The organism is Coleofasciculus sp. E1-EBD-02, from assembly GCF_040218245.1.
Classification (GTDB): Bacteria; Cyanobacteriota; Cyanobacteriia; order Cyanobacteriales; family Coleofasciculaceae; genus Coleofasciculus.
The window spans coordinates 1-12,645 of sequence record NZ_JAVJQN010000062.1 but is presented as its reverse complement, the minus strand read 5'-3'; the positions used below and the strand labels follow the sequence as shown (position 1 = coordinate 12,645).

Sequence of the window (12,645 nt, the reverse complement as noted above, 5' to 3'; positions counted from 1 at the left end):
TCCCTCTAAACAGTGAACACATCCATTCCTCCACCACCTCACTTAACCCCTCTGCGTCCCTCTGCGCTAACCTCTGCGTTCCTCTGCGTTAAAAAAACACATCTTTCACCACCAACCACTCCGACAAAAACGTAAATTATCCACCAACAATCAGCGAAAGACGCGACAGAATCGGCAAACTCAACAGAAATCCCAATAACGCCACCCCCAACAAAATCGTCAACGCATAAAACTGGGTTTGACCCGAAACATTATACTTCAAGCTTTGCCCACTAAACACCGTCATAAAGGCGACTAAATTAGCCAAACCATCCACAATATAACGGTCAACCCAAGAAATCGTTCTGGAAATCAAATCAACCAGAAACACTATCGTTACCCGATACAACTTTTGGGTATATAAATCGTAGGCAAAAAAGTCTTGCAACGCCTTTGAACCAAATCGAATCGGCTTTTCCACCTGGTTACTCAGATACAAATACGCCGCTGCACCGCCACCAATTGCACTCGACAACACCAACGAACTCGCTACTGTAGGATTCAAGCTTACCCATTCCGGTAACAGTTGCCATGTTCCCAATAGTAACGGAACATGTAACGTAACCCCCATAAGCAGTATCATCGGAAATAGCATGGGCCAATGTGCTTCAGGCGATCGCTGTGCCATTTCTTTAGCTTGTCCACCGAAGACTAACCCGAAGACACGGAATAGACTAAACGAAGCTAACGCATTCACCACTAACACCAGGGCAAATAATTTCGGGTGACTGGTAAACAACGAATCCCCCAACTGTAAAAACGCCCAAAATCCGCCCAGAGGAGGAACCGCAATCAATCCAGCCGCCCCCACCAGATAAGACAAGCCACAAGCCGGACGTTTTGCCCATAACCCGCCCAATTGCGTCACATCCTGAGTAATACTGTTCCAAATAACCGCCCCGGTACTCATCACCAATAACCCCATGGCGACGGCATACGTCAACATTAATAATAGGGCGGTTTGGATTTGTCCCGTACCCACGGCGATAAACACCAATCCCAAATAAGCACTCACCAAATAGGATAGAGTACGCTTAATATCAACCTGTGCGATCGCGACCATCGTACCACCCACGGCAGTTACCGCACCAATTAAAATGACAGCGGATACCGCAACCGGAGATATGGCGATAACGGGTTGCAGTTTAATCAACACCCACGCCCCCGTACACACCACTACAGCATTCCGTAGAATGGTACTGGGAACCGGTCCTTCCATGGCTTCATCCAACCATAAATGCAGGGGAAATTGAGCGCATTTACCCATAGGACCGGCAATTAATGCCAACCCCACTAATGCAGCGACTTTCGGATCAAGATTAACCGTACTTGCCCAGTCTGCCAATTGCGAAAAATTCCAGGTTTTGGATAAGGGATAAATCCCAATCACGCCCATTAATAGGACTAAATCGCCCACCCGTTTGGTCAGAAATGCATCTCTCGCCCCCGTTACCACCAAGGATTGATTAAACCAAAATCCGACTAAAAGATAGGTTCCCAGGGTGAGAATTTCCAGGATAATATAGCTGAAAAACAAGGAATTACACAAAACAAGGGCGCACATTCCCGCTTCAAACAACGCCAGCAACGAATAGAACCGCGCCCATCCCCAATCGGTTTCTAGGTAACCAATGGCATAAATTTGGGCGAGGAAATTTAATCCAGTGATCACCATCGTCGCCCCAATCGTAACCGCCGACATTTCTACGGGAATGGATAAATCCAAATCAACCACCTGTAGCCACGGAATCACAACCGATTGAGCCGGTTGATTCCAGATGGCGAGTAATGCCAACAACCCATGCAAAAAAGCGATGAAGGTCATCAACATATTAATATAGCCGGCGGGTCTCGGTCCGGTACGATTTATAATTGCCGGAGACCAAGGGACGGCTAAAATTGCACCTAATAGGGCATAGCAAGGAATGAACCAGGCAGAGTCAAGGAAAAACTGAGTCATCGACATGACCTCTTGGGGGTATACAAATTTTCTCTTCAGTGCTAATGAACGTGAAGAGACCCTGATAAACAGGTATTTTTACTTAACGGTTAATTTTTTTTGAAGTTTTCTAAGATTAGTCTATAGTGTAATGGGTTGATGGTAAAGTTCAAACAAAGCAATTAGACAATCTGATAATCAAAGCGATAATCCCCATCTATCAAAGTGCTGGGAGATGAGGGAGCTGGGGGAGCTGTGGTTGTAGAGACGTTCCGGTGGAACGTCTGGGAGATAGGGGAAATTGTGTAGGGGCGGGTTTCACTACTATCTTTTGAAATGGTGCGTTACGCTTACGCTAACGCACCCTACACCTTGACCAATGACCAATGACCAATGACAAAGTAAAATGGAGTGTTTTACTGGGAATACTTGCAATACTGTGGGTTGTAGCATTTCCGGCTGAGGCGTCGGTGTGTCGCACAATCAAGGATCACAATATTTGTATTCTAAGTATCAAGCGCTCCGCTAAGTATTATTGGCGGTATCGAGCCGCTGTGAGTATTGATGGAGTAAAACGCCCAGTCGAGATATATAATTGTCGCGATCGCACCCGGATTCGCCAGGATGGAATAGTGGTTTCATTTGAACCGGATGGCGCTGGAGAGTTTATTTGTAGTTTCTTTTAGAATACCCCAGACATTCTTTGATATCAAAATAGTTAGCGTTAAAAAAAAGTTATAATGTATAGATATCAATAAACATTTGTAGAGGCTAACTACCAACATCAATAAACAGTTGTAGGGGCGACCCGCTGATATCAATGAACACCCCCAATCCACTCAATCGACTCGGGTCGCCCTGTCGCTTAACCTCAAACTTAAATCTATAATCCCAATGAGTAATAATGTTTTCACAAATTCTAATAATTGGCAGGATTGGATCGTCGTATGTGGCTATATCAGCTTTACTATTTTTATTCTTTGGCAAGTTTTAAAACCTCGGTAATAAGGAACTCCTTTTTTGCCCTAGCGACTAGAATTCGTAGCTACACAAATGTATGCGAAGCCTTCCCGAAGGGTAGTCCGCCTGCGCGGACTAGCTTGTAAAGGTGTTCTAGGCTAAGCATCTTTCTGCTCAGAACATAGTGTTTCACAACCTACCGGATCATCAAGTTTAGGTAACTTGAGCAAAACCCCGGCAAAAAACCAATAATAAACCTCCACCGGATCAACAGCCAGAGGATAATAATAGGTGTTATAACTAATAAATAAAACAAACACCCAAAGACACAACCCTAACCGTTGTAAAGACGAATCTTGAACTGACCGATATGCCTTAAACGTCAAAAACGTCAGCAAAGACACCAGCGCCAGAAAAGTCAAAACCCCAATCGGACCAATTTCGTAAAACAATTTGGCATAATAGGTTTCAATCAGTTGAGTTTCCCCTAAGCGACGGGCAGCATTAGTGGCTCGTCCTAAACCATGTCCTAACACTCCCTCTTGTCTACTCAATACCCACTGAAATTGATCCAGCATAAATGTAGGAGGAGGAGACGCCTCCCAGCGATCAACTAAACTAATCACCCGTTCTTCTACCTTCCCCAACGTTCGAGTAATCCAAATCGCCAAAAGAACACCAATTCCTAATTTAAGTGGTAGCCATCCCTTATGCCGATCCGTGAGTAATACTAACAGAACAAACGTCGCCGGAACGATCGCCAAAGCAATTCGTTGACCCGAAATTACCGCCGCCGCCAAGACTGCAACCATCGCCACCCACCCCACGAGTCGCCAACGACGAGATGAATCACTGACACTCGCCCCATACGTGAAAAAAGCGCTGGAAATGAGAAACCAACCCCATTGCCAAGGTGCAACAAATGTACCCGGTAAACGAATTAACCCGACTTGGGGATTGTATAACAGAGAACCGCCGACTAGACATCTTACCTGTAAACTGGCTCTGTAAACAGCTTCTCCGGTCAAACTATTGCTACTGGGACATAAACCGATAACCAGCCACAGATATTGGAGAAACGCCAAGCTACAGCAGATAAGGATCACAATTAAGTGTAAACGAGTCAGGAAAAATAAATCCGTGCGATCGCGAATCAGATAATACCCACAAAAGAGTAAGGGAATATACCCCACTAGCCCTTTTAATCCTAAAATTCCCATCAGAAACGGACTTCCTTTAACCTGGGGATCAAACTCCTGTGGTACATTAATCAACAGGAATGTAATTAACGCCACCCCTAGCACAACCGCGATCGCAATCAGTAAGGGTTTGAGAATCGATCGCGGTAGGAGTTTCCAGAACGAATCCCGCGACTGAATCAGGGCAATTAAGGCGGGAATGTAAAATGCATCTTTAATTAAATGAAATAGAGGATGATTCCCGGAGTAGGTGATTCTCTCACCCAGGGATTGGTAAACATCACCCAGCGAATAAATAATGCTTCCGCTGAAGGGAAGATAAATCAGCAGTCCCCATAATCCGATACGGGGATACTTATAGGAAAGGATAGAGAAAAAAACCAGGGCAGTACAGGCAATACCTGTCTGAAATCCACCGACTAGACCCAACATCACACCCATAAAGGCAGAAATATAAAGTGCCACTATGATGAATCGAGTCAGTGCTGCCTTATTCATTTCAGTTTATCGGGTTAATGCCGCATCAAGCCATTGTTTAACGGTAGAAGCAACCTGATCCAGGGGCAATTCTTGAGACTGGTGAGTTGCCCGCACTACAACTTCTACTTTACCCTGTTTCAGCGATCGCCCAGTGACAATCCGATAGGGAATGCCAATCAGATCCGCGTCTTTGAACTTCACGCCCGCCCGTTCATCTCGGTCATCGAGTAAGGTTTCTACACCAGCTTGCCACAACTGCTGGTAAAGTGTCTCGGCGGCGTCCATCTGTTTAGCGTCGGAGATGTTGGGAACAGTAATAATCGCGTGGTAGGGTGCGATCGCGGGGGACCAAATAATTCCATCCTTATCATGGGATTGTTCAACCGCCGCTTGCGCCAGTCGCGATACGCCTACACCATAACATCCCATATAAAGGGGATTTTCTTCCCCGGCTTCGTTGGTGTACGTCGCGCCCATGGCTTTAGAATATTTTGTGCCTAACTGAAAGATATGTCCGGCTTCAATTCCCCTAGCGCTGTGCAGGATTTGGCTGGGATCATGAATCGCGCGATCGCCTGCTTTGGCTGTCCGCAAATCTACCACCTGTTTAGGTAAGGCGAAGGGTTCACCCCAATTCGCACCAACGACGTGATAATTGGTTTCATTCGCCCCAGTGACAAAATTTTTCAAGTCAACGGCTGTATGATCAACTAAGCGTACAAATCGCGGTGCGACATCGCTAGCAGGGCGGATATAATCATCATCTAAATCCGGGGCGATATAGCCCACAGGGAGGGGTTTAGACGCCCATTTTGCCTGGGTGGTGGCGTCGGGAACGGTTAGGGCGATGAGGGCGTTGGCGTTATACTGATCAGCTAAACGGACTAATTCATTTTGCAGTTTTACGTCGTTAACCTCTTGATCGCCTCGGATACTGACGATTACCAGTACCGTCATCCCATTGTCATAAACGGCTTGGTAGAGGACGTTTTTCAAGACATTGGTTGGCGAACAGTTGAGGAATTGACACAGGGAGTCGATGGTGGATGTATTGGGGGTTTCCCGTTTTTCGCAAGTCTCAAAGGGAGACGGTTCAGCATCCGCCGGGAGGGAACTGGCTTTTTCCACATTGGCAGAATAGTTCCCATCCTCCGTGTAGAGAATCTCATCTTCCCCAATATCCGCCAGAATCATAAATTCTTGGGAACCGGAACCGCCAATCGCCCCCGGATCAGCTTCCACGGCGCGAAAGGCTAAACCGCAACGGGTGATCATGTTGCGATAGGCTTGATCCATGTCCTGATAGGTTTTTTTCAGGCTTTCCTCATCGGCGTGGAAGGAATAGCCGTCTTTCATAATAAATTCTCGTCCCCGCATCAGTCCAAACCGAGGGCGGATTTCATCTCTAAACTTGGTTTGAATTTGGTAGAGGTGGAGGGGAAGTTGGCGATAGGAACGAATCATCTCACGGGCGATGGTGGTGATTACCTCTTCGTGAGTGGGTCCGAGTCCCAGTTCTCGGTTTTGGCGATCGGTGAGGGCGAACATGATCCCCTCTGCTTTAGTATAGGTGTCCCAGCGCCCAGATTCTCGCCACAGGTCAGAGGGTTGGAGTTGGGGAAGTAAGCATTCTTGGGCGCCCGTGGCGTTCATTTCTTCCCGGACAATTTGGGAGACTTTTTGCAAGACGCGCCACATCAGGGGGAGATAAGCGTAGATTCCGCTACCGATGCGACGGATATAGCCAGCGCGAACCAGGAGTTTATGGCTGGGGATTTCGGCTTCGGCTGGGTCTTCCCGGAGGGTGACGAGTAGCATTTGAGAGAGTCGCATCGTGAGGTTCCCTTTTTTAGTACGATCAATCTCTCAGTCTAGACCATTGGCTGTCCGGGTTATGCAGTGAGGGGGGATTGGGTGGGTAAAGCGGATAGCCATCCCAAGGTATCGCGTCTCCCACAAAGTCTATTTAAGTCTTCTAGAGTAGTCATGATAAACTACTAACAAATAAACAATAAAAGCCTCGACAATGAAAAAATAAATCAAAAAAATAATTGACTACAATGCTGACTTTATTCGTAATTAATATTGACAATTTAATGGTTTGATGTAATTGAATTGGCAAAATTGAGTGCAACCAGCTTAGGAGGAAAATTAAGGTTAATTTTTTTTAAGCGTTCTATGGTCTTCAATCGATTTTTGTATTAAAATAGTCCTGGATAACTACAACAATAAGTGTATGAAATATTATGATAGTAGCTAGCGAGCAACTGAAAAGGCTGTTCCAAGCATTCCGCGAGCAAAATGATGCGGCTTTTTACAAAGCAGCCGAATCGCTTATTGCCGAAGAACTGGCTGCAAACCATCATGCTGTGGCAAAAGATTTGAAGAAAGCATTAGGGCAAAATCGTAACTTGAAAAAAAGTTCTAATAATGGGTTAACATTACTGCCTAAAGACCGTCGTAGTGGGAATGAATTAGTTACACTAGAAAAAAGTTCAGTCGATCAGACCAAAATTATATTGGGCAAGGAAACTCAAGCTAAAATAGATCGTGTTCTCAATGAACATCGTAAACGTAAAGAACTCGCTAAATATGGTTATTCTCCCAAAACTAAGCTACTTTTCTGGGGATCTCCTGGTTGTGGAAAGACTTTCACAGCAAAGTATTTAGCTTATGAACTGGGTCTGCCTGTAGGGATCTTGCAACTTAGTACTGTTATATCTAGTTTTTTGGGAGACACAGCGTCTCATCTTCATCGTGTATTCAATCTTGCCAACAATACACCGATAGTACTTTTACTCGATGAAATTGATGCCGTTGGCAAAAATCGTGATGATCCTAATGATGTAGGTGAACTCAAGAGGGTTGTCAATAGTCTTCTTCAGATAATGGACAACTTTCACTCAAGTCAAAGCTTGGTTATTGCTGCCAGTAATCATCAGTATTTACTTGATCCAGCATTATGGAGGCGATTCGATGATATTATCCAATTTCCTTTACCTGGTAAAGGTGAAAGAGAAGTTTATCTGAAAACGCTTTTGGGCGGAATCCATTTTGATGGCTCACCTGAATACATAGCCAAAAATATGAATTCACTTTCATACGCTGATATTCAGCGCATCACAGTAGAAGCGATTAAAACGATGATTTTAGAAGGTAGAGAAAGTCTCCAAACTAGAGACATTACCGATCAACTTCGAGCTTATAAAAAAGCGACTAATGCGGCTAGATCTAAAGGGGAAGAAGTAACTCAATGAATAATGATTTTCCACTCTTATCTTTAACTCAACCAGAAATTGCTGCTCGTCGTAAAAACAAAAATCCTCATCCTCCGTTACCACAAGAGATATTAGCACGTCGCCAAGAAATTGCCAGTCGTCTTATTCCAAGAGTCAAAAATCTGTCTCGTAAACTTCAACAGATGTCTGACACAGAAAGAAAGTCAACACTGATTAAAGTTGAACATGACATACCCATTTCCCTTTCTGGTACAGGCTTAAAACCTGTTGCTGAGTCAATGGGAAAGTTTACATTGGCAGTTCCTCGTACAGATAATCTGGAGCAACTAGAAACTAAACTTGATGAGTTTGGTTCAGGCGATCTAAAAAAGCGTCATGCTCCTAATGAAACTTTAGCGTATTTGAAGAATATTCAGGAAGGAGATCCCAAAGATCGTCTTTGTCAGGTTTTTTTTGAGCATTATGAAACTCTGATTCAACAGCCATGGATCATCTGTGAAATAGAGATGATGTCTTTGGAGCAGGGCAAAAATAAGCGAAGGCAAGAACTTTCAGAGATTCGCTCTTCTTTACAAAAAGTATTTGCTAATGGAATTTATGGAAACATTTTTGAGCATGAGGAGATAAAAGGAACTTGTCGTGCTGTTATTCGTTGTACGGGAAAAATATTTAAACGTCTTGTTGAAGAGAAAGAATGGCGAACTAAAATTTTTTGGTTTGATGCTCGTCCAGAGTTTGAAACTTTTTATACAATTTATCGAAATTTTGACATTCAGACGCTAGGGCGATTTATTAGTCCTCCAGAGGAAGCCCCCATTGTCTGCATTGTTGATTCAGGTGTTACGGTGGGGAATCCATTTCTACAGCCTGTAGTACGTGAGAATCTTTTGCATTCATTCCTAAGATCTGCACCTGATAATCCCTATGATGAACATGGTCATGGTTCTGGTGTTGCTTCTTTAGCATCCTATTATGCCCTTAATGGATATCGAGATGCTGAGAATGAAGGAAAAGTATGGATTGCGAGTGCTAGAGTTCTAGATGAAAATAATCAGTTGGAAGATGAAGAGCCTCGGCTTTTTTCTCGGGTACTCGCTGAAGTTGTAGAGACATTTGTTCCACTGGGAGTTCGGATATTTAATCTATCAGTAGGCATTGTTAATCGAAAGTGGAATGCCGAAGCTAAACGCACGGTTCCACGTCGTTCCTGGATTGCTCGTACTATTGATCGGCTTTCCAGGGAAAAGGATATTGTTTTTATTATTAGTGCCGGGAATATCTCTCCTCAAAATGTCAGTGACTATATTAATAACGGCAAGCTTTATCCCCAATACTTTATTGATGAAGAATCCCGAATTATTGATCCCAGTCAGGCTGCACTGGCACTAACAGTTGGTTCCATTGTTCCTAATACATTAATTACAGGTAGAGTCGGCTCAGAAATGGCTATTGCTGAACAAACACAACCTTCCCCTTTTACTCGTTGTGGTCCTGGAATTTCCGGAGAGATTAAACCTGAACTGGTTGAACTTGGCGGAAACTATCTTGTTGATGAAAGTGGTGCCGTTCGGACAAATCTAGGAACTAATGTAGTGATGGCAAGTCATCAGATTACTCCAGCCATTGCTCATGATTCTGGGACAAGCTTTGCTGCTCCCCGTGTCGCGCACAAGATGACAAGAATACTGGGTGATCTTCAATCCTTTGATTTACGCCATATTTCTGCACCACTTCTTAAAGCTTTTACTATAAATTCTGCATCTTATCCCAGCGCTTATGGTAATTTCGATCAATTTCGATCAGATATGGATAAGGTAGACTCTAAATACTGGCTAAATATTAGTGGTTATGGTCAACCGGATTATTTTCGAGCGACTGAATGTGATTCTTACACAGCTATTCTGTTTTTTCAAGGTGATATAAGTCCCAATACGGTTGCTTACTTTGATATACCAGTTCCTGTATGTTTATCGGATACAGGACGAGGAATTAAGCGTTTAACTGTAACCGTGGTTCATGCTCCTCAAGTTCAGCGTTGGGGACTAGAAAGATACTTGGGTACGACATTAAAGTGGCTTGTATTTCGAGGGAATGTTGACCGTGAAGAGATTATTTCTGCTATGTCTGTAGAAGATGATCAGAATGGTGATACCATTGCTCTACCTAAAGAGTTAAAATTTGATCCTGGAGTAAATCTTCGCTCTAAAGGAACAGTACAACACGCTGTTCACGAGTGGAAAATTCATAAACAAGAATATAGTGATAAATTCTATACACTGGCTATCGCCGCCTATGAGAAGTGGGGGCGTCAAAATCCTGACCCAGTTCCCTACGCAGTAGTTGTGCGTCTAGAAGACACTACCCAACAAGCTCCAGTCTACACCGAAGTTCAAAATTTACTTGAGATTCAAAGTCAAATCAGAATCTAGTTCAAGGGAGGGCGCTTTCGCTTTGCGCCCCTACCCAAATGGGATACGATGTTACTCTTGAGCGGTAGAAGTTACCGCATCCGCATCAAAAACCACTTCAAACTGTGCATCAGGCATCCACTTTGCCAGAAAGCGCTGATGATTTTCCGCTTCAGTGCGACTGTAGAATCGAGCAACCGTATAGTGTTGAGCATTGGGCAAAAGCCTCACCAATGTCCAAGGATAATACTGTTGATTCCAAAAGCTATGGTTAGACTTTGGGGAGGGTTCGGCTGTGCGCCCACATCCCCGATGCTCCAAGATAGAATGAATTATCGCTAAAAGTCGCTCTCGCTGTGGCGTTCCATCATTAGGTAACAGACTCCACTCGTTGATTGGTGCGGGTAGCCAAGCCAACTTGTAAGCCACTGAATCTTTGCGAATGTGCCAAGACAAGCGGCGTGGCTGTTTACGACAGTTGAAACCATCGGCGCGAAAAGACGCAACGATCCTGTCGCCTTCAGCTTGCAGGCGAAGCCATTGAGAATGTTTCATTGTTATGATTTGAGTTAGTGTTTTTTAGCTAAGGGCGATTAGGCATAAACAATATGCGATCGCCCCTTATTTATGGAAAATACGTATCCGGTGTTAAAGCCTTGAATTGGAACTCATCCTCTTTTCCATCACCTCCTAATCGGGCGTCGTGTGAGAAACTACCGATAGATAGGCAGGGAAACAGGAAGTGTAGGGACTTCCCTTATGCGTTTCCCCGTCAGCCTTTGGTCTCAACTGTGCGTTTCGCATAGTCACTTGATAAGATGGTAGAACATCCAAACTCAAATAGCAACCCTAAATTGACAACTCTCAAAGAACTTCGTGAGTACTTAGGGTTAACACAGGAGGAACTAGGACAAGCACTTGGGATAACGGCTAGTACTATCAGTCGCTATGAACGGGGTCAACATCAGCGCATTAAGTTCACTTTTTCCCAAATAAAGCGGCTACAAGCTTTATTGGAACAGGGGGGACTCTCAATCGACGACTTACCCGATGATATTGACTGAGGCGGTATCAGTTCATCCGGCGGCTCAAGACTAGGCAGCAATAGGGATAGAGTCCGACTGAGAGAGGGAGTGCAATCGCGTGTTTTGGGGTGGAGAGTGCGATCGCGTTTTTTGGAGTGGAGAGTGCGTGCGATCGCTCCAAAAAGCTTTCCCTCGTTACCGTTGCTTTATAATCACAGGAGTCTAACCCTAATCTAGGTGCGCTAAAAATTCAATTGACTACTATTGGCTCCTATCAAGTAAAAGTCCAACTTCAATCTGCTGGTGAGCAATTGGCGGTGCTTGCTTCCGCTACAGAAAAGGATATGCCAAATGATTGGACATTCAACTGGTCGAGTTTGTGGCAACGCACTGACTTTGATTGTCAAAACATTGTCAAACTTGTTTATTCAGGTCAGGTTTGGGGTTTAGTTCGATATGGTCTCTATCCTTATCCTGGCACACCGAGATTCTTAGAAATAGAACAACTAGAGGCAAATCCTACCAGCCGAGGAGAAAGAACGGATCGACTGCTTGTACCTATTGGCAAATGGTTAATTTGGTACTCTACCAAAGTTGGGCTGCAATATTGTTCAGGATCAGCCAGTGATCCGTTAATTGTGTTGGTTTCTTTAGCTGGTGCAGTCGCCTATTATAGAAATGTGATTCAAATGGAGTATCTGGACGCTACAACAATCGCGCCCGGTGAAGATGGATATGCCTTCAGATTTTTACGAACAGCAGCAGCCACCTTCTGTCAAAGACATGAACGGGAATGGGGAATCCCAACCCTCCTTGAGTCGTGATCAAATCAGGGCGGGGACAAAAGTTGTTATGAATCATGCTCAACGGCAAGCTTTTCTCAAAACATCACCCCTTGGTCAGGTGTTCGGTGTTGCGGATTTGCTCCCTGAAGTTGAACAAGTAACGCACAAAGCACCGAAGGAGTCTTCGCGGTCGAAACGTGTGAAGATATTGTTGGCTATAGCTAGAACCAAGGGGAATGTCAATCGACCTCAATTGAGGCGGTGTTTAGTTCATCGGACATCTCAAGGCTAGGCAGCAACAGCGATAGAGTACAACTGAGACAGGGTGTGCGATCAGCTTGAGGAGTGCGCTTCGCGCGATCGCGCCTCAATCCTTCCCACGTTACAAAATAACATAACTGTAGGGGCGTATGGCATACGCCCTTAAACCTATCGTTTAGAACCGCAACTTGAGAGGGCGCACGTCGGTGCGCCCCTACCCAAATGGGATACAATGTCACTCTTGAGCGGTAGAAGTTACCGCATCCGCATCGAAAACTACCTCAAACTGTGCATCAGGCATCCACTTTGC

General features: G+C 44.6%; 11 protein-coding genes. 5 read left to right on the top strand and 6 right to left on the bottom strand.

The annotated features are described in order from the left end of the window. Positions 1 to 136 precede the first annotated feature (136 nt). Positions 137 to 1,999, bottom strand: a complete 1,863-nt coding sequence (locus tag RIC07_RS10540) for an NAD(P)H-quinone oxidoreductase subunit F (RefSeq protein WP_446394480.1) — start codon at positions 1,997 to 1,999, stop codon at positions 137 to 139. Between the two features lie 365 nt (positions 2,000 to 2,364). Here RIC07_RS10540 and RIC07_RS10535 point away from each other — a divergent pair, with 365 nt between their 5' ends. Further along, a complete protein-coding gene (locus tag RIC07_RS10535; protein ID WP_446378326.1) occupies positions 2,365 to 2,664 on the top strand; it encodes a hypothetical protein in 300 nt (99 codons plus the stop codon). A gap of 432 nt (positions 2,665 to 3,096) precedes the next feature. Here RIC07_RS10535 and RIC07_RS10530 read toward each other — a convergent pair whose 3' ends face one another. Together RIC07_RS10530 and proS are read right to left on the bottom strand one after the other, a co-directional pair. Then, positions 3,097 to 4,635: a hypothetical protein gene (locus RIC07_RS10530; protein WP_446394479.1), complete on the bottom strand. Its 1,539-nt coding sequence runs from the start codon at positions 4,633 to 4,635 to the stop codon at positions 3,097 to 3,099. Positions 4,636 to 4,641: 6 nt separating this feature from the next. Beyond that, complete coding sequence (gene proS, locus RIC07_RS10525) at positions 4,642 to 6,450, bottom strand: proline--tRNA ligase (RefSeq protein WP_446394478.1); 1,809 nt, start codon at positions 6,448 to 6,450, stop codon at positions 4,642 to 4,644. Positions 6,451 to 6,863: 413 nt separating this feature from the next. On the opposite strand from proS, the gene RIC07_RS10520 reads away from it, so the two are divergent. Both RIC07_RS10520 and RIC07_RS10515 read left to right on the top strand, forming a co-directional pair. Continuing rightward, entirely contained in the window at positions 6,864 to 7,874 is a 1,011-nt protein-coding gene (locus tag RIC07_RS10520) for an AAA family ATPase (protein ID WP_446394477.1), read from the top strand. Continuing rightward, positions 7,871 to 10,285 carry a S8 family peptidase gene (locus RIC07_RS10515; RefSeq protein ID WP_446394476.1) on the top strand — a complete coding sequence of 805 codons (2,415 nt, stop codon included), beginning with the start codon at positions 7,871 to 7,873 and terminating at the stop codon, positions 10,283 to 10,285. The genes RIC07_RS10520 and RIC07_RS10515 overlap by 4 nt, the downstream gene beginning before the upstream one ends. A gap of 51 nt (positions 10,286 to 10,336) precedes the next feature. Here the strand turns inward: RIC07_RS10515 and RIC07_RS10510 are convergent, their stop codons facing one another. Further along, entirely contained in the window at positions 10,337 to 10,819 is a 483-nt protein-coding gene (locus RIC07_RS10510; protein ID WP_446394475.1) for a hypothetical protein, read from the bottom strand. Positions 10,820 to 11,118: 299 nt separating this feature from the next. On the opposite strand from RIC07_RS10510, the gene RIC07_RS10505 reads away from it, so the two are divergent. Next, positions 11,119 to 11,328: a helix-turn-helix domain-containing protein gene (locus RIC07_RS10505; RefSeq protein ID WP_446394474.1), complete on the top strand. Its 210-nt coding sequence runs from the start codon at positions 11,119 to 11,121 to the stop codon at positions 11,326 to 11,328. A 7-nt stretch (positions 11,329 to 11,335) separates the two neighbouring features. On the opposite strand, the gene RIC07_RS10500 is transcribed toward RIC07_RS10505, so the two are convergent. Further along, on the bottom strand, positions 11,336 to 11,470 hold the full coding sequence (locus tag RIC07_RS10500) for a hypothetical protein (RefSeq protein ID WP_446394473.1): 135 nt from the start codon (positions 11,468 to 11,470) through the stop codon (positions 11,336 to 11,338). Positions 11,471 to 11,543: 73 nt separating this feature from the next. Between RIC07_RS10500 and RIC07_RS10495 the strand changes: the two genes are divergently transcribed. Next, a complete protein-coding gene (locus RIC07_RS10495) occupies positions 11,544 to 12,113 on the top strand; it encodes a hypothetical protein (RefSeq protein ID WP_446394472.1) in 570 nt (189 codons plus the stop codon). Between the two features lie 200 nt (positions 12,114 to 12,313). On the opposite strand, the gene RIC07_RS10490 is transcribed toward RIC07_RS10495, so the two are convergent. Beyond that, complete coding sequence (locus RIC07_RS10490; RefSeq protein WP_446394471.1) at positions 12,314 to 12,568, bottom strand: hypothetical protein; 255 nt, start codon at positions 12,566 to 12,568, stop codon at positions 12,314 to 12,316. Positions 12,569 to 12,645 lie beyond the last annotated feature (77 nt).